The sequence below is a fragment of the Colwellia sp. M166 genome (assembly GCF_024585285.1).
In the GTDB taxonomy this organism is placed as follows: domain Bacteria; phylum Pseudomonadota; class Gammaproteobacteria; order Enterobacterales; family Alteromonadaceae; genus Cognaticolwellia.
On sequence record NZ_CP040755.1, the window covers coordinates 1,158,835 to 1,180,828 of the forward strand.

At 39.2% G+C, this 21,994-nt stretch carries 21 protein-coding genes and 1 pseudogene; 8 read left to right on the forward strand and 14 right to left on the reverse strand.

All coding sequences use genetic code 11. The features are described from left to right. Window positions 1-89: 89 nt before the first annotated feature. The gene (locus FGD67_RS05235) at window positions 90-1,001 is read right to left on the reverse strand and encodes a LysR family transcriptional regulator (RefSeq protein ID WP_257174002.1); all 912 of its coding nucleotides are present in this window, start codon (window positions 999-1,001) and stop codon (window positions 90-92) included. Between the two features lie 177 nt (window positions 1,002-1,178). On the opposite strand from FGD67_RS05235, the gene FGD67_RS05240 reads away from it, so the two are divergent. The 3 genes from FGD67_RS05240 (at window position 1,179) to arsB (ending at window position 4,436) form a co-directional block, all read left to right on the forward strand. After that, complete coding sequence (locus tag FGD67_RS05240) at window positions 1,179-2,351, forward strand: MFS transporter (RefSeq protein WP_373567846.1); 1,173 nt, start codon at window positions 1,179-1,181, stop codon at window positions 2,349-2,351. Window positions 2,352-2,500: 149 nt separating this feature from the next. After that, window positions 2,501-3,037 carry a redoxin domain-containing protein gene (locus FGD67_RS05245; RefSeq protein ID WP_257174004.1) on the forward strand — a complete coding sequence of 179 codons (537 nt, stop codon included), beginning with the start codon at window positions 2,501-2,503 and terminating at the stop codon, window positions 3,035-3,037. A 367-nt stretch (window positions 3,038-3,404) separates the two neighbouring features. Continuing rightward, the gene (arsB, locus tag FGD67_RS05250) at window positions 3,405-4,436 is read left to right on the forward strand and encodes an ACR3 family arsenite efflux transporter (protein ID WP_257174005.1); all 1,032 of its coding nucleotides are present in this window, start codon (window positions 3,405-3,407) and stop codon (window positions 4,434-4,436) included. A gap of 148 nt (window positions 4,437-4,584) precedes the next feature. On the opposite strand, the gene FGD67_RS05255 is transcribed toward arsB, so the two are convergent. The 3 genes from FGD67_RS05255 to recA all read right to left on the reverse strand — a co-directional run bounded on the left by FGD67_RS05255 (window position 4,585) and on the right by recA (window position 7,707). After that, the gene (locus tag FGD67_RS05255) at window positions 4,585-5,232 is read right to left on the reverse strand and encodes a response regulator transcription factor (protein WP_257174006.1); all 648 of its coding nucleotides are present in this window, start codon (window positions 5,230-5,232) and stop codon (window positions 4,585-4,587) included. 170 nt (window positions 5,233-5,402) lie between these two features. Continuing rightward, window positions 5,403-6,497, reverse strand: coding sequence for an XdhC family protein (locus FGD67_RS05260; RefSeq protein ID WP_257174007.1), 1,095 nt, complete (start codon window positions 6,495-6,497; stop codon window positions 5,403-5,405). 175 nt (window positions 6,498-6,672) lie between these two features. Next, window positions 6,673-7,707 carry a recombinase RecA gene (recA, locus tag FGD67_RS05265; RefSeq protein ID WP_257174008.1) on the reverse strand — a complete coding sequence of 345 codons (1,035 nt, stop codon included), beginning with the start codon at window positions 7,705-7,707 and terminating at the stop codon, window positions 6,673-6,675. Window positions 7,708-8,049: 342 nt separating this feature from the next. Here recA and mutS point away from each other — a divergent pair, with 342 nt between their 5' ends. Continuing rightward, window positions 8,050-10,617: a DNA mismatch repair protein MutS gene (gene mutS, locus FGD67_RS05270; protein ID WP_257174009.1), complete on the forward strand. Its 2,568-nt coding sequence runs from the start codon at window positions 8,050-8,052 to the stop codon at window positions 10,615-10,617. 82 nt (window positions 10,618-10,699) lie between these two features. Here mutS and rpoS read toward each other — a convergent pair whose 3' ends face one another. The 10 genes and pseudogenes from rpoS to FGD67_RS05320 form a co-directional block, all read right to left on the reverse strand. After that, complete coding sequence (gene rpoS, locus FGD67_RS05275; protein WP_257174010.1) at window positions 10,700-11,626, reverse strand: RNA polymerase sigma factor RpoS; 927 nt, start codon at window positions 11,624-11,626, stop codon at window positions 10,700-10,702. A 93-nt stretch (window positions 11,627-11,719) separates the two neighbouring features. Then, window positions 11,720-12,436 (reverse strand): peptidoglycan DD-metalloendopeptidase family protein, encoded by a 717-nt coding sequence (locus FGD67_RS05280; protein ID WP_257174011.1) that lies wholly within the window; start codon window positions 12,434-12,436, stop codon window positions 11,720-11,722. Window positions 12,437-12,585: 149 nt separating this feature from the next. After that, window positions 12,586-13,164, reverse strand: coding sequence for a YqaA family protein (locus FGD67_RS05285; protein WP_257174012.1), 579 nt, complete (start codon window positions 13,162-13,164; stop codon window positions 12,586-12,588). A 3-nt stretch (window positions 13,165-13,167) separates the two neighbouring features. Next, window positions 13,168-13,845 carry a protein-L-isoaspartate(D-aspartate) O-methyltransferase gene (locus tag FGD67_RS05290; RefSeq protein ID WP_257174013.1) on the reverse strand — a complete coding sequence of 226 codons (678 nt, stop codon included), beginning with the start codon at window positions 13,843-13,845 and terminating at the stop codon, window positions 13,168-13,170. Then, window positions 13,842-14,594: a 5'/3'-nucleotidase SurE gene (gene surE, locus FGD67_RS05295; protein WP_257174014.1), complete on the reverse strand. Its 753-nt coding sequence runs from the start codon at window positions 14,592-14,594 to the stop codon at window positions 13,842-13,844. Before surE ends, FGD67_RS05290 begins: the two co-directional genes overlap by 4 nt. Beyond that, a complete protein-coding gene (gene truD, locus FGD67_RS05300) occupies window positions 14,591-15,910 on the reverse strand; it encodes a tRNA pseudouridine(13) synthase TruD (protein ID WP_257175074.1) in 1,320 nt (439 codons plus the stop codon). Before truD ends, surE begins: the two co-directional genes overlap by 4 nt. Beyond that, window positions 15,890-16,351: pseudogene (gene ispF / locus FGD67_RS05305) on the reverse strand (2-C-methyl-D-erythritol 2,4-cyclodiphosphate synthase); the annotation flags it as partial. The pseudogene ispF and the gene truD, both read right to left, overlap by 21 nt. Beyond that, window positions 16,342-17,070 carry a 2-C-methyl-D-erythritol 4-phosphate cytidylyltransferase gene (gene ispD / locus FGD67_RS05310; protein WP_257174015.1) on the reverse strand — a complete coding sequence of 243 codons (729 nt, stop codon included), beginning with the start codon at window positions 17,068-17,070 and terminating at the stop codon, window positions 16,342-16,344. The gene ispD and the pseudogene ispF, both read right to left, overlap by 10 nt. Then, window positions 17,070-17,372 (reverse strand): cell division protein FtsB, encoded by a 303-nt coding sequence (gene ftsB, locus FGD67_RS05315; RefSeq protein ID WP_257174016.1) that lies wholly within the window; start codon window positions 17,370-17,372, stop codon window positions 17,070-17,072. The genes ispD and ftsB overlap by 1 nt, the downstream gene beginning before the upstream one ends. An 88-nt stretch (window positions 17,373-17,460) precedes the next feature. Then, window positions 17,461-18,111: a hypothetical protein gene (locus FGD67_RS05320; RefSeq protein WP_257174017.1), complete on the reverse strand. Its 651-nt coding sequence runs from the start codon at window positions 18,109-18,111 to the stop codon at window positions 17,461-17,463. Between the two features lie 211 nt (window positions 18,112-18,322). Between FGD67_RS05320 and FGD67_RS05325 the strand changes: the two genes are divergently transcribed. The 4 genes from FGD67_RS05325 (at window position 18,323) to FGD67_RS05340 (ending at window position 21,994) form a co-directional block, all read left to right on the forward strand. Beyond that, window positions 18,323-19,114, forward strand: a complete 792-nt coding sequence (locus tag FGD67_RS05325) for a hypothetical protein (RefSeq protein WP_257174018.1) — start codon at window positions 18,323-18,325, stop codon at window positions 19,112-19,114. Window positions 19,115-19,204: 90 nt separating this feature from the next. Then, window positions 19,205-19,831: a uracil phosphoribosyltransferase gene (gene upp / locus FGD67_RS05330; RefSeq protein WP_257174019.1), complete on the forward strand. Its 627-nt coding sequence runs from the start codon at window positions 19,205-19,207 to the stop codon at window positions 19,829-19,831. 92 nt (window positions 19,832-19,923) lie between these two features. Then, window positions 19,924-21,198, forward strand: a complete 1,275-nt coding sequence (locus tag FGD67_RS05335; protein WP_257174020.1) for a uracil-xanthine permease family protein — start codon at window positions 19,924-19,926, stop codon at window positions 21,196-21,198. Window positions 21,199-21,439: 241 nt separating this feature from the next. Continuing rightward, entirely contained in the window at window positions 21,440-21,994 is a 555-nt protein-coding gene (locus FGD67_RS05340) for an LPP20 family lipoprotein (protein WP_257174021.1), read from the forward strand.

A 21,994-nucleotide genomic window follows, 5' to 3' on the forward strand; every position in this document is an offset into this window, starting at 1 on the left:
GTAACTTTACTTGTGCTTAGATAACTTGCCCATTAATTTATTAGTTTTCATAGCGCTGATTAAAATTAATAACAGTACCTTGAGGTGGCTCAATTAGCCATATCGTGCTGTATTTCATTGGTAGCCATTAAAGCAATCTCAGCAAACGCTCGCACTGTCGCACTATGATTGTGCTTTTTATATTGAATCTGCAATGGTATTTGCGTATCAACATGGTCTAAAGTCATAAAATGACAGCCCTCGCTATATAATTTTCGTATACAGTAAGGCCCGATAGCCACACCTAAACCGGCAGCAACTTCGGTCACTAATGTTTGCATGTGCCTCGGCTGGCTAATGATATTGGGCGAAAAACCCGCTTGTTTGCACCGTATGATGATTTCATCAAATAGCCCAAGTGCCTCATCACGCTTAAACAGTATAAAATGCTCGTCTTTCAGCTGAGCTAAGTTGATGGTTTGTTTATCTGCCAGCTGATGATTTGTATTAACAATGGCCACGAGTTTATCAATATAAATATTATGGCTAATAAACTCGTCACTAATTGAATTCTGTAAAGGCCTTGAAAAAGCAACATCTATTCGCTCATCTGTCAAAGCCTCAATCTGCTCGGTTACTGTCATTTCAAACAAGGTGATATGCACTTGCGGAAATTGTGAGCGATAAGCATGAACGAGAGTCGCCATAAACGATAAACAGGCAGAGCCTAAATAAGCAATATTAAGAGTCCCCACTTGGCCATTATGTGCAAGTTTAACTTGTGTTTTTGCATGCTCTGTTAGAGATAAAATGGCCGTAGCATCTTTTAATAATTGCTCGCCCGCCTCGGTAATGCTTACCTCTCGAGAGTTACGGTTAAACAAATTCACGCCAAGTTCATTCTCTAATGCCGAAATATGACGGCTAACCGCGGGTTGTACGGTATGTAACTCGCGCGCTGCCGCTGAAAAACTTTTATATTTAGCGACTGTAATAAAGCTTTTTAATATTTTTATATCCATAACTTGCTCATGCCTAGCTGTGTTTAATGTCGGCTTTTAAATGGTTTTAAAACCTTCATTCGGTATTAAAAACTCATTTATACGTATTTTATATAGATTCAATAAAATATTATTATTTTTGTTATACATCAATAAACCCTATCATTCAAAGATGATTTATTTTACTAAGATAAAGAAATGAATGTGTCAGAGCACAACCAGCCATTAAGTCGTTTTATTTTATTGCTGATGACAACGGCAATAACGGCAACAGTAGCTAACCTATATTACAGCCAACCGATTTTACCGTTAATTGCCCATGAATTTCGCTTAACGGATTGGCAACTCGGTAGTATCCCAGCCTTAACGCAACTGGGTTATGCTTTTGCGTTGTTATTTATTTCGCCTTTAGGAGATTCAATTCCTCGTCGACGTTTAATTAACATTTTGTCTGGCTTGTTAATTGTCGCTTGCAGCGCTGCCGTTATAGCACCAAACTTGCCGACATTACTCGTGGCGGTATTTTTAATTGGTGTCAGTGCCAATATCACCCAACAGTTAATTCCATTTGCCGCTTCAATGGTCTCTGCCGACAAAAAAGGTGCAACGCTTGGTACCTTAATGATGGGCTTAACGGTGGGCATTTTACTATCAAGAACTGTCAGTGGATTTATGGCTGAAAACTTTAGCTGGCGTAGTGTGTTTATTATGTCTGCCGGTTTAGCGGTTGTATTTGGTATCTTACTGTCTATATTTTTACCGACCAATAAACCACAAACTAATTTACGTTACTTGCCCTTACTTAAAAGTACTTTGAGTTTATTTTCGAAACATAAATCATTAAAAATATTCACCCTGACAGGTGCATGTTGGTTCGCCTCCTTCAATGTACTTTGGGCAACACTGGCTATTTATATCAGCGATGCTCCCTTTAATTACAATGCAGAGCAAGCGGGTTTATTTGGAATTATTGCCTTAGCTGGCGTTATTGGTGCCAAATCTTCAGGTAAGTGGGTCAATTCGTTAGGATCTAAAAAGTTAGTTATGATGGTATTGGCGCTAGCGGCTATTGGTTTCACAATTACAGGCGTGTTTTCTGGCAACCTAATAGCATTAATTGTGGGTATTATTTTAATCGACTTTGCCATTTTTAGTGCACAAGTAGCTAATCAGGTACGTGTATTCAGTATTGACCCAAGCGCACAAAGCCGTATAAACGGAATTTACATGTTGGGCTACTATATCGGCGGTGCATTGGGCTCCGTGATCGGCGTAAAAGCATTCGCAATGTACCAATGGCCAGGCGTTGTTGCTGTGAGTGTTTTATTAATTTCACTCAGTGCACTATTTAACGCTTTTGCAAAGAAATAACCGTTACTCTACTTTACATATTAAGCTGAATTTTTATCAATAAACTAAACGCCATAAACGGTGTAATTTAGGATGTATTACCTTATACACCGTTATTGCACTATACGTTCATTCAAAACAAGCAAAGCCAAAAATTATTAGAGAGCACTATGATACAAGCAATAAAACTAACAGCAGGAAAAGCGTTTCCAACCATTGAAGCAACGCAACTTGATGGCACCATCACGAATATGGGCAAAGCACACGGCGATGCTGATTGGCAAATGCTAGTGGTGTATAGAGGTAAGCATTGTCCATTGTGTCTGCGCTATTTAAATTTACTCGAAACACATCAAGCAGCATTAAAAGCTATCGGTATCAGCGTATCCGCTATTTCAGCTGACTCGAAAGCACAACTTGAAGAGAGTATGGACCAGCTAACAATAACCTATCCTATTGCTTACGGTTTAACCGAGCAGCAAATGCAGCAATTAGGACTTTATATTTCAACACCACGTTCTGAACAAGAAACTGAGCATAACTTCGCCGAACCAGGACTGTTTGTGATCAATGAACAAGGTCTTTTACAGGCCATTAATATTTCTAACACGCCATTTTTACGTCCTGAATTAGCTGTTATTGTAAGAGGTTTAAACTTTGTTCGTAACCAAGAAAACTACCCGATTCGCGGCAACCTCATTTATTAATTTATGCTCAGAACATACGACTTTTCTTAGGGTTCCACTATTTAGAGAATGTTAACTTCACCACACCCCCTATTTTTCTAAGCCGTTATAAACAAATTGATAAGCATCTTGGTTTATAACGGCTGATCGTCCTGCTTATTGCGTAAACTAAACGACCTCAATATAAACAACTTGCATTAACTATAGTGTTTTCAGGTTTCTAATGATTAAAACTATACATATGAAAAAACATATATATAATATTTATTATACACCGAACTCGTTATTTTGTTCAGTAATGATGTTGAACATTTAGCTGGCATGCAAAAAAGAGTTCATTGTACGAGTTTCTGCAAATAATTATTTAATGGATAAACAGGATTTAACTATGGGTATTTTCGAGCGTTATTTATCAGTTTGGGTTGGCTTGAGCATAGCCCTTGGTGTGGTTTTAGGTTTATGGCAACCTGAGGCATTTCAAGCAATAGCAGGTTTTGAAGTTGCGCACGTTAATATTGTTGTTGCGGTGTTTATCTGGGTGATGATTTATCCGATGATGGTGCAAATCGATTTTTCAGCAATAAAAGATGTTGGTAAAAACCCTCGGGGGTTAGTGCTGACCATTGTTATCAATTGGTTGATTAAACCTTTTACCATGGCCGGTTTAGGTTGGTTATTTTTTAATTTTATTTTTGCTGATTTAGTTGACCCCGCATCAGCACAAGAATACATTGCAGGTATGATTCTACTGGGTGTAGCCCCTTGTACAGCAATGGTATTTGTTTGGTCACAGTTAACTAAAGGCGATCCAAACTATACCTTAGTGCAAGTGTCGGTAAATGACGTGATCATGATTTTCGCTTTTGCGCCAATATCTGCATTTTTACTGGGTGTTAGTAACATACAAGTACCATGGGAAACTTTATTAATATCAGTACTACTCTACGTATTACTGCCACTCATTGCCGGCATATTAACTCGAAAAATACTGAATAACCGTCATGGTCAACCGTCATTAAAGCATTTATTATCACGGTTAAAACCTTGCTCGGTTATTGGCTTGTTAGCAACCGTAGTGCTATTGTTTGGCTTTCAAGCAAATACCATTATATCTGAGCCAGAAACCATTGGCTTAATTGCTATTCCTCTGATGATCCAAACCTATGCTATTTTTATGATTGCCTACGTTGCCGCTAAATGGATGAAGCTACCACATAACATCGCAGCACCTGCATGTTTGATAAGTACGTCTAACTTCTTTGAGTTGGCTGTTGCAGTAGCAATATCGCTTTTTGGCTTACACTCAGGCGCTGCACTCGCAACCGTGGTTGGTGTCTTGGTGGAAGTTCCGGTTATGTTGTCTTTAGTTTATATTATTAACCGTACACAAAACTGGTTTAGAGGAAGTCAGGTGGTATGAGGCTTTAAACGATACAGTAAAATAATCACCGGTGAGCTAATTTAATAAAAGCTGTGCTGCTTAGCGCAGCTTTTTATCCCATTGTCTTAAAATAAAACCATAAAGTAAGAAAATAAAGTAAGACAAGGGCAACGGCCTTAGGCTGATATTAAGTAAAAGATGCGTTCGCTTGCTGGCGTTCATTTAATAAAATCACTGCTTGTGTACGACTTTTCACCCCAAGTTTTAAAAAGATGGTACTGGCATGACTTTTAATGGTTGACTCTGACAACCCCAGTTCATAAGCAATTTGCTTGTTAAGTAAGCCTTCGGCAAACATCAGCAATATTTTGTGCTGTTGTGGGGTCAACGAAGCGAGTTTATCTTGCTGCTCCGTCACTTGTTCATCAGGATTATAATCACCATGAGGCGTCCATAATTTACCTTGAATAACGTCATTAATCGCTTTAATCATTTCAGGCACAGGGGTCGATTTTGGAATAAAACCGGCTGCGCCTAAACTCATGGCTTTGCGAATGGTATCAAGCTCTTCAAAACCTGAAATAATCACCACACCAATTTCTGGATAAAGTTGACGAATTCGACCTAAGGTATTAAAACCTTGAGCTCCAGGAATATCAAGATCGAGTAAGATCAGGTCAATATCAGTAGTAGTGGCTAACTGCTCTTCTAATTCGGGTATGGTTTCTGCTTCAAGTAGAGAAGAGCAAACAAAACTAGATTTAAGCATTAGTGCCAGTGCTTGCCTAAAAAGTGGATGGTCATCAGCAATGATGAGCTTAGTATTTGATGTCATTTTATTTTCTAACCTAACATTTAGATTAATGATCTTTTAATTTGTCCCAACGATGTTTTTGCTCGTTGGTTAACCTTAACAAGGTAACCATATCATAGAAAACTGCAATGATAATAAACTCAAACTAGACTAAAGGACTAAGTCGAACAATTTGCTCTTTACACATTAGCTCAACTGTTAATGAATTTACCTGATAATGCTAAACCGCTACGATGATGTAAAACACTATGACATTGCGCCAAAATAGACAAAGCAATCGATTCTGGTAACTCACCACCAATATCAAAACCAACAGGACCATTCACCTGTTGCAGTAACCAAGCGCTATCTTGAATATGACTTAAAGCCTCAACATTACCACGTCGTTCAAGCGGTCCTAATAAACCAATATATTTTGCAACATTCGTTTCATGCAGTAATCTCAACCAAGCAGCATCTAAGTTTAAATTATGGGTCATTAAAACCGCGGCATCCATTTGCTGAAATAACCCTTGTTGTGCAAAGTTATCAGGGTGAACGCGAATAATATGACTGGCATGCCTAAATACACTTTGCCGAGCATAACTAGAGCGGTGATCGACGACAGTAACTCGCCAGCCCATTTGGGCTGCCATTGACACTAATGGTGCAGCATCTAAACCACCACCAAAAACCCACAAATTTATTGGCGCAGAGATTTTTGTCAGTGAAAGTTCAGTTCTCACCATTAAGAAATTAGCATGGGTATCGCCCTGCTTTATCATTTGACTTAGTGCTGTATTTTTACTTTGAGTATTGTTTTTATCAGTAGTTATTAACAACTCACCTTCACAACCAAATAAACTGAGTTCATTTAACGACTGCGGCTCCGGAGATGAAAATGTTTGTTGTAGATAACTCACTTGTCCCTTTTTCATGCGCTGATAAAGGCTTAATAATAAGGTTTGATGCTCTGCAGTGATAAATTGTAGTAAAACGCCAATTTTACCTTTACAGCCAACCCCTAGCTCTGCTGCGTAACCATCGTCTTCACGCATATCATATTCAACATAATGTGCTTGCTGATTATCAAAGACCTTTTTAGCATGTAAAACGATATTAGCTTCTAAACAACCACCGCTGACTAAACCATGCGTTTGCCCTAAGCTATTAATTAGCATGATCGCACCAGGAGAGCGGTAACTTGAGCCGGCTTTATTTACTATAGTGGCAATAACCCAAGAAAAGTTATCAGCTTGGCTAAGGTAAAGTTCGAGTAAGGAAAAATGAGAATGATTGTTTAACAATGAAAAACCTTAGAATTATCATATTAAAAGCCGAATTTAGCCTCCAGCCATCATAGCAAGTTAAATAGACTTTAAAAACTCGACTCATTTAAACTCTCACAAGATTGTTTATTGAAAAACTCCAATAAAAAAAGCCACTTTACAGTGGCTTCATTATAAACAAACGCTAGTCTATTTATTTAGCTGGTGCTTCAACTTTATCTGTTACTTCAACCACTTTATTTTTTGATAATAATAACTCACGTAAGCGCGTATCGATCTCTTTGGCTATTTCAGGGTTTTCTTTCAAATGCTTAGCAGCATTTGCTTTACCTTGGCCAATTTTATCGCCTTTATAGCTATACCAAGCACCCGCTTTTTCAACCATTTCATGCTTAACACCTAAGTCAACCAACTCACCTAAGCTGTTAATACCTTCGCCATACAAAATTTGAAATTCAACTTGTTTAAATGGTGGCGCAATTTTGTTCTTAACCACTTTAACACGGGTTTCGTTACCGACTATTTCATCACCATTTTTAACCGCACCAATACGGCGAATATCTAAACGTACAGAGGCGTAGAATTTTAACGCATTACCACCGGTGGTAGTTTCTGGTGAACCAAACATAACACCAATTTTCATACGAATTTGGTTAATGAAAATAATCATCGTGTTCGATTGTTTAAGGTTACCCGTTAACTTACGCATCGCTTGTGAAAGCATACGAGCTTGTAAACCCATATGTGAGTCGCCCATATCGCCTTCAATTTCAGCTTTTGGTGTTAAAGCAGCAACCGAGTCAACAACGATAATATCGATAGCACCTGAGCGTGTTAACATGTCACAAATCTCAAGCGCTTGCTCACCGGTATCAGGCTGAGAAACTAATAACTCATTAATATTTACACCGAGTTTTTCAGCATAAATTGGGTCGAGAGCATGCTCAGCATCAACAAAGGCACAAACCTTACCATTGCGCTGTGCTTCTGCAATAACTTCCAGTGTTAATGTGGTTTTACCACTTGATTCTGGACCGTAAATTTCGACAACACGTCCAAGCGGCAAACCACCAGCACCCAGTGCGATATCTAAACCTAATGAACCCGTTGAAATAGTTTCAACATCCATGCTGCGATTATCACCTAACTTCATAATTGAACCTTTACCGAATTGACGTTCGATTTGGCTTAAGGCAGCTGATAATGCTTTTTCTTTGTTATCGTTCATAAAATGCTCCACGATGATTTAGGTGCTTAACTCGTTTTAATGAAGCAAGTATACTGTATGGTCGTACAGTATCAAGTTTTTTATTAATTTATTTTATAATCGCATAAAAATATAACAGATGATACTTTTTAAGTATTGAAAAATAACAACTTATTATTAGTTAGTAACTTTTCATGATTCTTGAAAAAAAAGTTACTTAAGCAATTTACAGTTATTATACAGTAGTTTTTATTCGGCTAACTTGTTGAACATTTTATTAAAAATAGAAAGATTTGATAATGTGCCTTGTGGCATAATCTAGGTAATTAATCTTTTCATAAATTTTTGAGTTCCGGCATTTCAATGACAACAATAACGCAAGACCTTTCAACTCACACCCCGATGATGCGTCAATACCTGACTATAAAGGCAGAGTTTCCACATATTCTAATTTTTTATCGTATGGGGGATTTTTATGAATTATTCTTTGATGATGCGAAAAAAGCATCCGATTTACTTGATATATCATTAACTGCTCGAGGAAAAACCGGCGGTAATGCAATTCCAATGGCTGGGGTTCCTTATCATGCAGTTGAAGGTTACCTAGCTAAGTTAGTTCAACTAGGCGAGTCTGTCGCTATCTGTGAACAAATAGGTGATCCAGCGACCAGTAAAGGCCCTGTTGAGCGCAAAGTCGTGCGCGTAGTTACGCCTGGTACGGTCAGTGATGAAGCGCTATTGACCGACAGAAAAGATAATTTAATTGTTGCTGTACATCAAACAACACAAGGTTTTGGCCTAGCTTATTTAGATATGACCAGTGGCCGCTTTGTGTTGGTAGAGCCACGAACAGAAGAACAAGTACAAGCTGAGTTGCAACGTTTATCACCAGCAGAATTATTATACCCAGAATCATTAGCAGCTAATAATATTATCACTGGCCATAAAGGTTTACGCCGACGTCCTGATTGGGAGTTTGATTTAGAAACCAGCAAAGTTTTACTTAATAAGCAGTTTGGCACTCAGTCATTATCTGGCTTTGGCGTTGAAGATAAACCGTTAGGTATTGCTGCAGCTGGTTGTTTATTTCAATATGTCAAAGATAGCCAACGCACGGCATTACCACATATCAGAGCAATTATTGGCGAAAGTGCATCAAGTGCCGTGATCCTCGACGCCGCTACCCGCCGCAATTTAGAATTAACACAAAACCTACAAGGTGGCAGCGAAAATACCCTCGCTGCTATTCTAGATAAAGCCGCAACACCAATGGGCTCAAGACTATTAAAACGTTGGCTGCATTTTCCCTTACGCGATATTAACACGTTAAATAATCGCCAAAATGCCATTGAAGAAATATTACAGCAAGACTTATCGTTTGAACTGAATAGCAATTTAAAACAGTTTGGTGATATTGAGCGAATTGTTGCCCGTATTGCTTTGCGTTCTGCCCGTCCGCGAGATTTTGCTCGCTTACGAAATGCCTTAATGGCTTTACCTGAGCTACAAACATTAATGGCAAGTTGCACACAAGTACACTTAGCCACGTTAATCAGCCAGTGTCAGCCATTACCGACGACTCAGGCATTATTAGAAAGTGCCATTGTCGAAAACCCACCGGTATTGATCCGTGACGGAGGTGTTATTGCGCCGGGTTATAATGAAGAATTAGACATACTGCGTGATTTAAGCGATGGTGCAACAGAATTTCTCGCGCAATTAGAAGCCCGTGAAAAAGCTCGAACCGGCATTCAATCTCTGAAAGTCGGTTACAATAAAGTACACGGTTTCTTCATTGAGATGAGTCGCACCTCTGCGATGGATGTACCCGATGATTACATTCGTCGCCAAACCTTAAAAAATAATGAACGCTTCATTACCAATGAGTTAAAACAACACGAAGAAAAAGTATTATCTGCCCAAAGTAAGTTTCTCGCACTTGAGAAGCGTTTGTACGAAGCATTGTTTGACCAGATATTGCCTGAGCTAGAAAAATTACAGTTACTGGCACAAGCACTCTCTGAAGTTGATGTACTTAATACCTTTGCAGAACGTGCCGATACGTTAAATTATATTAAACCGCTGTTACAAGAGGCGAGCGGTATTAATATCGAAGCTGGTCGTCATGCTGTTGTTGAACAAATGACATCTGAGCCTTTTATTGCCAATCCGGTGGTATTAACCGATAGTCGAAAAATGTTAATTATTACCGGCCCTAATATGGGCGGTAAATCAACTTATATGCGCCAAACGGCCTTAATTGTATTACTTGCCCATATTGGTTGCTATGTACCGGCAAGTGCTGCCCAAATAGGTATGGTGGATAGAATTTTCACCCGCATTGGCGCTTCTGATGATTTGGCCAGTGGTCGTTCAACCTTTATGGTTGAAATGACTGAAACGGCAAATATTTTGCATAATGCCACCAACAAAAGTTTAGTCTTGTTAGATGAAATTGGCCGAGGCACCAGTACCTATGACGGTTTATCTCTAGCATGGGCTTGTGCTGAAATGTTAGCGATAAAAACCAAAGCCTTTACGCTTTTTGCGAGTCATTATTTTGAACTTACATTATTGGCTGAGCAAATTGATACATTAGCGAATGTTCACCTTGATGCCGTTGAACATGGTGACAGTATAGTCTTTATGCACACGGTACAAGAGGGAGCGGCAAGTAAAAGTTTTGGTTTACAAGTTGCCCAGCTTGCCGGTGTACCAAAGAGCGTTATTCAACGAGCCAAGCAACGCTTACATGAACTTGAAAGTATGCAAGCACCTTCAATCATGAATAATGAGCCTCAAGCTTTTGAACAATTATCGTTGATGGAAACGAATCATCCTGTCATTGATGAGTTAAGTGCAATAGAGGTGAATGATCTAAGCCCTAAAATGGCGCTAGATTTATTATATAAATTTAAAGAGCTACTGTAGAAAAATAACAGTAAAGAAAAAACCAGCATTTGCTGGTTTTTTCTTTACTAACTGATTTTGTTAAAGATACTATAGCTGCTTTTTAAACCTGAAATAGTGCTTCTATAGATAGATTCTGCTGACTAAGAATATCACGTAATCGTTTTAACGCTTCAACTTGGATTTGGCGCACACGTTCACGGGTTAAACCGATTTCAACACCAACATCTTCTAATGTTGCCGCTTCATAGCCAAGCAAACCAAAGCGTCTTGCTAATACTTCACGCTGTTTAGAGTTCAGCTCATTTAACCAATCAACAATACTATGCTTAATATCATGCGTTTGTAACTTCGTTTCTGGACCACCGGCTTTTTCATCAGGAATAACATCTAATAAAACTTTTTCACCATCGCCACCAAATGGTGAGTCAACTGAAGCAATGCGTTCATTTAAACGTAGCATTTTACTGACATCTTCTACCGGTACATCAAGCTCAAAGGCAATATCTTCAGCGGTAGGTTCGTGGTCCAGCTTTTGTACTAGTTCACGCGCCGTACGCAAATAAATATTCAACTCTTTCACTACATGAATAGGTAATCGAATGGTGCGGGTTTGATTCATAATGGCACGTTCAATGGTTTGACGTATCCACCAAGTTGCATAAGTCGAAAATCTGAAGCCTCGCTCAGGATCGAACTTTTCAACCGCGCGGATCAAACCTAAGTTACCTTCTTCAATAAGATCTAAAAGCGGTAAACCACGGTTATTATAACGACGTGCAATTTTTACGACTAAACGAAGATTACTTTCTATCATTCGTTTACGAGATGCTTCATCACCTTTCAGTGCTAGGCGAGAATAGTAGACTTCTTCTTCTGCAGTTAGTAATGGAGAAAAACCGATTTCACTTAAATATATTTGCGTTGCATCTAAGTTAGAATGACTACCTTCAGGCGTGTCTGCCTTGGTTTTTTTGGGTTTGTCTTTCTCTGCAACATCAGAACATTCTATTTGTTTTTTTATGCCCATGTTATCTCTCCGCTATTAGCAATTGCTAAATTTACTTACTGACTAAACATTCACTTTGACTCCAATTTATTTATTTTTTATAACTTTTTATTTTTATTTCGGCAAATACTTCATTGGATTGACTGATTTTCCGCGAAAGCGAACTTCAAAATGAAGCATGACTCTTTCAGCGTCAGTATCTCCCATTTTGGCAATCACTTGACCGGCTTTTACAACCTGCTGCTCTTTAACTAAAATACGATCGTTATGAGCATAAGCACTAAGATAATCATCGTTATGTTTAACTATGACTAACTTACCGTATCCTTGTAACGCATCACCGGCATAAACTACTTTACCGTCTGCAGTTGCTTTTACCGAATCACCGCGTCGCCCCGCAATGTCGATTCCTTTATTTCCTTGCTTTGCAGTGGAAAACTTATGAATAACTTTTCCAGTTGCTGGCCACCGCCACCCTCTTACTTTTTGTGAAAAGGTGTTATTTTGTTGCTGAGCTTTCTTGCTTGTTTTTTGTCCAGCTACATTTCCACCATACTCCTGCTTTTTCTTCTGTGCAATAGGTTTTTTTATAACTTTTTGTTTTGATGGATTAAAGCTTTTACTCTTACGCTTGCTTTGACTTGGCTTGCTATAATTATTGCTTAAAAACAATTTTTGCTGAGGATAAATATTGTAGGGGGCTTTAATGTTATTGATAGTCGCTAAGGTGCGAACATCGACATCAGCACGCCATGCTATTGAGTATAATGTTTCACCTTTTTTGACTATATATTCACTTCCAGTAACACTGTTCTTAATGCGCTGACTCAATGGAAGTGAGCCCTGAACATCAACCACTGGTGCTGGTTTACTACGACTAGAACAACCATTAAGTACTAATATTATTATTAGTACTAATAAGTTATTTCTATTAATTAAGCTACCTGGTAACCATTTCGTCATAACCAGCAAAACATCCTTTATCGTGTGGCAATATAAGCAATAACAATGGCGCTAACGACAAGCCAACCTAAGACATCAACCCACTGTCTAATTTTTTGTTCCATCGGGGCTCCGCCCCAACGAATAACTCCTGCGACTAAGAAAAATCGCATACCGCGACCAATAGCTGATGCTAATAAAAAAGGTAGAAAAGCCATGTGTAAAAAGCCAGCACTGACGGTAAACAGTTTATACGGAATAGGAGAGAAACCGGCAATAAATACTACCCATACCCCCCACTCACTAAACCAAAGCATGGCTTTGTCAAATCTAGCTTGGTAACCAAATTCGGTGATCAAAGGTTGGATCCAAGGTTCAAACATCATATAGCCTAAACCATAGCCGACGATCCCCCCGATAACTGATGCTACGGTTGTCAACGTGGCAAATTTCCATGCTTTCTCACGCTGCGCTAGTACCATAGGAGCAAGTAAAACATCAGGGGGAATAGGAAAAAAAACGGATTCAGCAAAGGTCAATAACGCGAGAATTCTGGGTGCAAATTTATGCTCAGCCCATTTTAGTGTCCATTCATATAGCGCAGAAAATATTTTCACAAACTATCCTAAAGCGCCAGGAACCAGAGGAACAAAGCGAACAGCTTCAATTTGCTGTTCTTTGAACTCATCGCCATGGCGGGTAATTAATTTTAAAATTTGGCTTTGCTCACCAACGGGAATAATTAACCGGCCACCATCAGCAAGCTGTTCTAATAGCGCAGCAGGTACCTTAGAGGGAGCTGCGGTAACAATAATGGCTTGAAATGGTGCTTTACTATGCCAACCTTGCCAACCATCACCATGCTTCATAGCAATATTATGTAAATCCATGCTACGTAATCGACGCTTGGCCTGCCATTGCAATGACTTGATACGTTCAACAGAAAAAACCTTAGTCGTTAACTGCGCTAAAATAGAGGTTTGATAACCCGAGCCGGTACCTATTTCTAAAATACTGTCAGGCACGCCATCAGCAAGTAAAAGCTCTGACATTTTAGCGACAATATAAGGTTGCGATATGGTTTGTCCTTGGCCAATCGGTAACGCGGTATTGTCATAAGCTTTGTGCGCTAAAATTTCAGGCACAAAAATATGTCGTGGTGAACGAGCTATAGCTTGTAATACTTGTTGATTTCGGATGCCTTCAAGCAATAGTTTTTGCGCTAGTATTTCGCCACTGCGACTCGACTTCCCGCCGATACTACTGCCGAGTCTGGCGTTGATAGTACTTTGTTTCATAGTGAAAGTTCATTAATCCATTCTGTCATTTGTGCCATGCTTTTATAAGCGGTCATATCGATAGTCAACGGGGTAATTGACGCATAACCATTGGCTACGGCATTAAAATCAGTGCCAACACCTGCATCAAGCTCTTGCCCTAGAGGACCATACCAATAAATATCACGTTGCCAAGGGTCTTTCATTTTCGTCATCGTTTCCGCTTTATGGCGATGACCTAAACGAGTAACTTGAATGCCTTTTAATTCATTTAAGGGTAAATCTGGTACATTGATATTAATAATTTGATCACTTGGCAATGGGTGCAGCTGCAAGCGCTCAATAAATTTAGCGGTAACAACCGCTGCAGTTTGAAAATGTTCTGGTGATTTAGATACTAATGATACCGCTATTGCAGGCATACCTAAATGGCGGCCTTCTGTTGCCGCCGCTACTGTACCAGAATATATCGTATCATCACCTAAATTAGCACCATGATTAATGCCAGCAACCACCAAATCAAGCTGTCCTTGTATTAACTGTGTCGCACCTAAGTGTACTGAATCTGTTGGTGTGCCGTTTACAGCAATAAAGCCATTTTCTAATACTTGCGCCCGTAACGGATTTAATAATGTTAACGAATGACTTGCGCCACTACAATTTCTATCTGGCGCGACCACCGTAACATCAAATACTTTTGCTAACTCATCAAAAAGTACTTTAATACCTTCGGCATTAACACCGTCATCATTACTCAATAATATTCTCATGACTGGCCTTTTTGTCTTGATTCACTATCAGTTGTTAGCTTTGAAGATACATCGACTCGTTCAGTCATATCAGTATAATTAATTAATTCGCGCATAATGGTTGTAGCATAAGCGCCAGCAGGTAAGAAAAAAGATAAAGTAACAATGTCATTCTCAATATCAATTTTCGGCTCTTTCATCAGCAAACGAATACGACGACGCTCTTGTTTTAAACCAAAACGCGGTAGACCCTGAGAAAACTCTGGCAGTTGCTCTGCAACATTTTGTTCAAATGTTAACGCCTGCTTGGTTGTCATTAACTCACCTGCGCCCCACATAGGAGCCGTTATATCTACGTCGTGATTTAAATGTCTATCGATTAAGCTTTGCTCAATACTATCAGCTAAAAATACTGACTGTGTGCCGGCCAACATTACTACATCACCATTAAGTAATGACTCAAATTTTTCTTGCTCAATACGCTGGCTGATCACTTGGTTAAAGATTAACGAACGTGCTGCGGATAAGTACATGCCACGCTTTTTCTTATCGTTAACTTTACGACCTGAAAACAAACTCAATGCTTTTGCGATATTGCCACCATTAATGCCAAAGCGTTGCTCACCAAAATAATTAGGTACACCATGGTTACTCACCACATGCCAGCGTCGAACTAATTCGTCAATTTCAGTAACATCACGTAAAGTAATTTCAAATCGGTTGCCGTCTAAACCACCAATACGTAGCTTTTTGTTATGACGTTTATAAGACAGTACCTCAACGCCTTCGATGTCGAGATCACTTAAGTCATAAACTTGCTTACCTGGCACATGCACACCAAACCATTGTTCTGTTACGGCAAAGCGATCCTTTAAGCCAGCATAAGAAACCAAAGACTCTTTGACCGAAAAATATTGCGCTAGTTGTTTAGCAACAAATGCCGTATTAGCACCGGTTTTACGAAGATGAATAAAAAGGTGTTCGCCTTCACCACAAGGCAAAAAAGGAATTTGTTCAAAAACTTTAAAATCAGCTTTTTTACTGCGCAGTAAACCACTAGAAATGGGTTGACCATATAAGTAAGTAAATGCAGGTAAGGCACTGACGACGGGTTCCTTAACTGGCTCAGAGGTTTCTGCCGTTACTAGTTCTTTTTCTGCTTGAGTACGGATATTAAGACTTTCATTCACTTGGGTAACAGAGCTGCTCTCGCATTCAGCACTAACTTCTTTCTCTAAGTTATCATTTGCTACTGAGCGATTTTCGAACGTTAATTCACTTGCATCAACAGATTTACTTAAGTTAGTAGCCTTATTTAGTAATACCACTGCATGCACTGATACGCCTTCTTTACGGCCAACATAACCAAGTTTTTCAGTCGTTGTTGCTTTAACATTAACTTGCTCGATGTCGGCTTGTAAGTCTTGAGCTAAACATCTTCGCATTGCCATCAAGTGTGGTGCAACCTTTGGCGCTTGTGCGCAAATAGTTATATCTGCATTACCAAGGCAATAACCTTTTTCTTGCATTAAGCCAACGACATGACGTAATAAAATACCACTCGATATATTTTTATATTGACCATCGGTATCTGGGAAGTGATTGCCAATATCAGCCAAACATAATGCCCCTAAAATGGCATCACATAAAGCATGAATCGCCACATCGCCATCAGAGTGTGCAACAAAACCAAATTCATAAGGAATAGCAACCCCCGCTAAAACTAATGGCCCTGCACCGCCAAATTTATGAACGTCAAAACCGTGCCCTATTCGCATATTGCCTCTGATGATAAATTACTTTTTTGTTGGTTAAGAATAAATTCAGCAAGAAACAAATCTTCTGGCTGAGTAATTTTAATATTGTCACTACTCGCGTTAACTAAACCGCTAGCATAACCTGAGGCTTCCATCGCTGATGATTCATCCGTAATAGCGATACCTTTTGTTAGAGCCGAGGTTATCGCTGTGCTTAATTCCGCAGTTTTATACATTTGCGGTGTTAGGGCATGCCACATTTGGCTACGATCTAAAGTGGTTGCGACTAGCTGCTCATGGTTAGCTTGCTTCATGGTATCGCGAACTGGGCAGGCCAATATCGCACCATGATCATGCGCAAGACAGTATGATATTAATTGCGTCAAATCTTGATGTTTAACACAAGGTCTAGCAGCATCATGCACTAACACCCAGTGCTCTTCATTACCATTTAAATAGCTTAAGCCTGCGAGTACCGAGTCCACACGTTCTTTGCCGCCAACAACACAGGTAATATTTTTATTATTTATCAGTGACGTAGTTGGAAAATATTCATCATTCTCACCTAAAGCAATAATAATATGAGCAATGGCTTCATGGCTGAGTAAGCGCTGTACGGTATGCTCTAAGATGGTTCTATTTTCAATGGTTAAGTATTGTTTTGGACAAGATGACAGCATACGCTTACCAACACCTGCAGCGGGCACTACTACGGTATATTGCCCAAGTGAATTGCTCATTATCGCAATCGTTCCTTATTATCACCATCATCGTTAGGGATGACCCGGAAAAATGTCTCGCCTTGCTTGATCATACCAAGTTCATGGCGAGCACGTTCTTCAATCGCTTCAGTGCCCGACTTTAGATCATCGGTATCGGCATAAAGTAATTTATTGCGCTGCTTAAGCTTATTATTATTAGCTAACTGTCGGGTAACCTCTTCTTCCAATGCCATATAATCAGGCACACTATTTTTACCAAACCACAGTCGGTATTGCAAAAGGAGTAAAAAAAGTAGTAAAACTGCCGTGATCAGCCGCATAAAATATTTAACGTCGCTATCGAAGATATATCAGTACGCTATTATAAATGCGTACCGTCTGCTGTAAACACCCAACAAGATTTAAAAATCAATTGTGGGCAATATTTGTTCTTGGTTGTTTGAAATTACGCCAATTAATTGTGCAAGACAGCAACAGTTCTCGAAGTGACGGCATTGATGGCTGCACTTTTTGATTGTTTTGCCAGCAATGCCCTGCGCATGCTGCTGTCATCACTTTTTTAGTCGGCTTAAGTAAATTCGCATTCATCGGCTCAATAACCTTTTTTAAGGCATTATCGGTTAAATTAAACCAACCATAGACATTAGTACGAAATCGTTGTCGTTTGACATCAACTCTATCAATACAATCAAGCACAATTTTTTGTTTTAGTGCAATAGGAACCACTAAACCATGTACTAATGCTTGCTCTCTGTACCATGAGATAACATTATTATCATAAGCCATTAATTGACTTGTTGAAGGTGAGATACTTGCCTGTTTAGCAGACCAGCTAGCATTTTGTACGTCTAGCTCAAGCGGACTTTGAGCATTTAATAAAGCAAATGCCGTACGTTTAACATAATGAGGCAAACTGTTAATTTTTGCTTGTAAACCACTCAGTAGTGATTGCTCATCACTAGCTAATTTTACCAGCTCGCGTTCATAAAGCGCATTACAAAGCTCAGCAAAGTCTGATGACTGCTGCTGTGATTGCCATAATAATGATTGCGTCACCATAAATTTAACAACTGCCTTAACTTACGTGCTGATAATGTGCCGATAATTTAAGCATACTTGATTGTTGTGTAAAGATAAAATAGCTAAACAACATTTTAGTTGTCGATTGACTTCAAACGCTGGAATGGCTAATTTAATAAAAATTACTGATTGCCTTTCAAAAACATTAAATTACACTTATCTCGTCATCAATTAGCCAAAGTTGAAAACTATGCTCAGTGCCACACAACTACTCCAATTAGAAGGGGAAGTGATTTTTCAACAAAAACTCGAAAAACAAATATGTCGAGTATTCGAAAACGCTCAATATCGTTGGTTCACTTTAGGCGGCGACGCTGTGCAAGCCATTATGGCAAAAGCTCAACCTGAGACAATATTATTAGCGATTCCACAAGCTCTGCTGATATTTACCTTATGGCAAAGTAAAGCCAAAAGTATCTTGAATTTGGGTTTAGGTGCTGGCGGCTTAGAGCGAGCATTAACTCATCATTATACTTTTGATATCACTGCTATTGAACAACAAGCTGAGATCATAACAATGGCAAAACGCTACTTTAATTTACCGGATAGCGTACTTGCCATTGCTGAAACTGCTGAGTCTTTTTTAGCAAAAACCAAAAGCACTTTTGACATTATCCTGTGTGATATTTATCAACAAGAGCAGTCTCCTAAAGCATTATTTAGCAGCACTTTTTATCTGAACTTGTCAAAAAAGTTAACCCCAACAGGTTGTGCCTTAGTAAGCGTTAATAGCAATGCTGAGCAGCTAACCGAGCTATTAACGAAACTACGGTGCTTAAATTTACATATTTCATTAATTGATTTTAATGATTATAAAAATATCATTGTGCTGCTCAGTAAAACCCCATTACCAACTAAAGCACAGCTAATTACCGTCAATCGACAACACGTTAACGCCTTCAATATTGATTTTTCACCTTATATTGAACGAATGCACGTCATACCTGCAGCAAAGCATTTTATTGATCAACAACAAGTCTGAATTATTTTTTTCATCGCAGTTAAGTACATAAGTGCAGAGATAACATATAATATGCAAAAATAGTTTTTTCATCGAGTTTTGGAGTAAAAGATGAGCGTAATTGAAGTAAAGCATCCCCTAATTAAACACAAACTTGGCTTAATGCGTGAAGCTGATATTAGCACCAAGCGATTTCGCGAACTTGCCTCTGAAGTTGGCTGTCTACTCACCTATGAAGCCACCAAAAATATGGCCGTTGAAAGCACAACAATTAATAGTTGGAATGGTGAAATAGAAGTAGAACAAATCAAAGGCAAAAAAGTTACTGTTGTGCCTATTTTACGTGCGGGCTTAGGCATGATGGACGGTGTTCTAGAGCTTATTCCTAGTGCGCGTATTTCGGTTGTTGGCATGTACCGTAACGAGGAAACCCTAGAACCTGTATTTTACTTTGAAAAGTTAGCCGGCCAAATTGAAGAGCGTCTAGCACTGGTCATTGATCCAATGCTTGCCACTGGCGGCTCGATGGTAGCAACCATCGATTTACTAAAAGAGCGTGGTTCTACCAACATTAAAGCACTGGTCTTAGTTGCGGCACCAGAAGGTGTAGCAGCATTAGAGAAAGCACATCCGGATGTTGAACTTTATACCGCTTCTGTTGATGATCGCTTAGACGACGCGGGTTATATATTACCGGGTTTAGGTGATGCTGGAGATAAGATTTTCGGCACAAAATAATTATCAATAGTCATCTTTGCTGCTTGCAGCAAACATGACTATTTAAACAATAACAATACTGCCAGCTTGCTGGCAGTTTTATTGAGTGAAATATGAGTTCAAATACCCCATTATCGAGTAATTTAGCGCAAAACAACTTGTCACTTTTTAAAGAAGTACTCACTGGCACTCAAATGCTATTTGTTGCTTTTGGTGCTTTGGTACTAATGCCGTTACTTACCGGCTTAGACCCTAACGTGGCCTTGTGCACTGCCGGTATAGGTACCTTATTGTTCCAACTCGTCACAAAAGGTCAAGTACCTGTTTTTTTAGCCTCTTCATTTGCTTTTATTGCTCCTATTATGTACGGCACACAAACATGGGGGATTCCGGCTACCATGGGCGCACTGGCTGTCGTTGGTGTTGTTTATGCTTGTTTTAGTGGTTTAATCAAAATGCGCGGTGTCGGTTTTATTAGTAAGTATTTACCGCCTATTGTTACCGGCCCTATTATTATGGTTATCGGTTTATCGCTGGCGCCTGTTGCTGTGCATATGGCGTTGGGTCGCACGGGTGATGGCTCAGCACAATTAATTACTCAATCACTTGCCTTAAGTATTTCATTACCAGCCTTGTTAACCACTTTATTGGTTTCCGCTTTTAGCAAAGGCTTTATGCGTTTAATGCCAATATTGTCAGGTATTGTTGTAGGGTATGTATTATCGCTTTATCACGGTATCATTGACTTTACCCCAGTACAAAATGCCGCTTGGTTTGCCATACCAAAGTTCACTGCACCGGAATTTAACTGGCAAGCCATTATTTATATGTTGCCAATTGCCATAGCTCCTGCCATTGAACACATTGGTGATGTCTTAGCAATTAGCTCGGCCACCGGTAAAGACTACATCAAAAAGCCAGGTTTGCACCGCACATTATTAGGTGATGGTATCGCCACCACGGCAGCATCAATGCTAGGTGGCCCGCCAAACACTACTTATTCAGAAGTGACAGGCGCAGTAATGCTCACCAAAGCATTTAACCCAAGAATTATGACTTGGGCGGCTTGTGCTGCAATTATCATGGCCTTTGTTGGTAAGTTAGGTGCTTTATTACAAACCATACCTGGTGCAGTAATGGGCGGTATCATGCTGTTGTTATTTGGTTTAATTGCCAGTGTTGGCTTAGGCAGCATAGTGAAAGCGAAAGTAGATTTTGACCAACCACGAAATTTCATTATCTTTGCTATTGTCTTAGTTTTTGGTATCGGTGGCATGGCACTCAATTTTGGTGGTTATAGCATTCAAGGGATTAGCTTGTGCGCATTAGTCGCTATCAGTTTAAACTTACTTTTACCTAAAGAAGATACTGCTAAAAACAATAATTAAATAAGTATGATAGCGTTATTGCTATTTTTACATCCTAGCAAGCCATGACAAAGAATAAGCGAGCAGACATAATATAATGTCCTTCGTCTGCTCGTTTATCAAAATTTTAGAAAAACAATTCACTTTGCAATTATATGTAACAATATGTTGAAATATTTCAAAAATTTATTACTATAACAAAACAAAAGTACAAAAATAAGTAGATAAAAATTCACTTATTAAACATTATTAAAGGACTGAAATGCTTAAACGTAACTTAACTGTCGCCTCAATTGCTGCAATGTCACTATTCATCACGGGGTGTAACTCTACACCAGAAACTAATGCTGCAGAATTAGGCATGAACATTCCACAATGGGTGTTAAGCCCAACCTCTGACAAAGGCTTGGCAGCAGCTTCGTGTGTTACTGCATCTAACAGTTTTTCAATGGATAAATCTCAAGCGGCAACACAAGCTAGAGCTGAATTAGCCAGTCAAATTGAAACTAGAGTGTCTAGTTTACAAGAAGAGTACAGCACAAAGATTTCTTCTATGGGCGAGACCAATACTGAAAGCAAAATCAGTATTACCAGCGCACAATTAACCGATCAATTCCTAAGAGGTTCAAAAGTCGTCAAAGTAGATTATGCGCAAATAGATAACGTAAAAAACCTATGTACTTTGGTGACCTTGTCTGAAGCGAAAAGCAAAGCGCTATTTAGCCAACTGTTACAACAAGCCCCGATCAAGTTATCTCCTGAAAACGAAACCTTACTGTATCTAAACTTTATGAAGTCTGAAAATAGCGCTAATTAA

What these genes read in the sequence shown, in the direction of transcription:
- FGD67_RS05235 (WP_257174002.1), bottom strand. Translation starts at nt 1,001, where the DNA reads ATGGATATAAAAATATTAAAAAGCTTTATTACAGTCGCTAAATATAAA.
- FGD67_RS05240 (WP_373567846.1), top strand. Translation starts at nt 1,179, where the DNA reads ATGAATGTGTCAGAGCACAACCAGCCATTAAGTCGTTTTATTTTATTG.
- FGD67_RS05245 (WP_257174004.1), top strand. Translation starts at nt 2,501, where the DNA reads ATGATACAAGCAATAAAACTAACAGCAGGAAAAGCGTTTCCAACCATT.
- arsB (WP_257174005.1), top strand. Translation starts at nt 3,405, where the DNA reads ATGGGTATTTTCGAGCGTTATTTATCAGTTTGGGTTGGCTTGAGCATA.
- FGD67_RS05255 (WP_257174006.1), bottom strand. Translation starts at nt 5,232, where the DNA reads ATGACATCAAATACTAAGCTCATCATTGCTGATGACCATCCACTTTTT.
- recA (WP_257174008.1), bottom strand. Translation starts at nt 7,707, where the DNA reads ATGAACGATAACAAAGAAAAAGCATTATCAGCTGCCTTAAGCCAAATC.
- mutS (WP_257174009.1), top strand. Translation starts at nt 8,050, where the DNA reads ATGACAACAATAACGCAAGACCTTTCAACTCACACCCCGATGATGCGT.
- rpoS (WP_257174010.1), bottom strand. Translation starts at nt 11,626, where the DNA reads ATGGGCATAAAAAAACAAATAGAATGTTCTGATGTTGCAGAGAAAGAC.
- FGD67_RS05290 (WP_257174013.1), bottom strand. Translation starts at nt 13,845, where the DNA reads ATGAAACAAAGTACTATCAACGCCAGACTCGGCAGTAGTATCGGCGGG.
- surE (WP_257174014.1), bottom strand. Translation starts at nt 14,594, where the DNA reads ATGAGAATATTATTGAGTAATGATGACGGTGTTAATGCCGAAGGTATT.
- ispD (WP_257174015.1), bottom strand. Translation starts at nt 17,070, where the DNA reads ATGAGCAATTCACTTGGGCAATATACCGTAGTAGTGCCCGCTGCAGGT.
- ftsB (WP_257174016.1), bottom strand. Translation starts at nt 17,372, where the DNA reads ATGCGGCTGATCACGGCAGTTTTACTACTTTTTTTACTCCTTTTGCAA.
- FGD67_RS05320 (WP_257174017.1), bottom strand. Translation starts at nt 18,111, where the DNA reads ATGGTGACGCAATCATTATTATGGCAATCACAGCAGCAGTCATCAGAC.
- FGD67_RS05325 (WP_257174018.1), top strand. Translation starts at nt 18,323, where the DNA reads ATGCTCAGTGCCACACAACTACTCCAATTAGAAGGGGAAGTGATTTTT.
- upp (WP_257174019.1), top strand. Translation starts at nt 19,205, where the DNA reads ATGAGCGTAATTGAAGTAAAGCATCCCCTAATTAAACACAAACTTGGC.
- FGD67_RS05335 (WP_257174020.1), top strand. Translation starts at nt 19,924, where the DNA reads ATGAGTTCAAATACCCCATTATCGAGTAATTTAGCGCAAAACAACTTG.
- FGD67_RS05340 (WP_257174021.1), top strand. Translation starts at nt 21,440, where the DNA reads ATGCTTAAACGTAACTTAACTGTCGCCTCAATTGCTGCAATGTCACTA.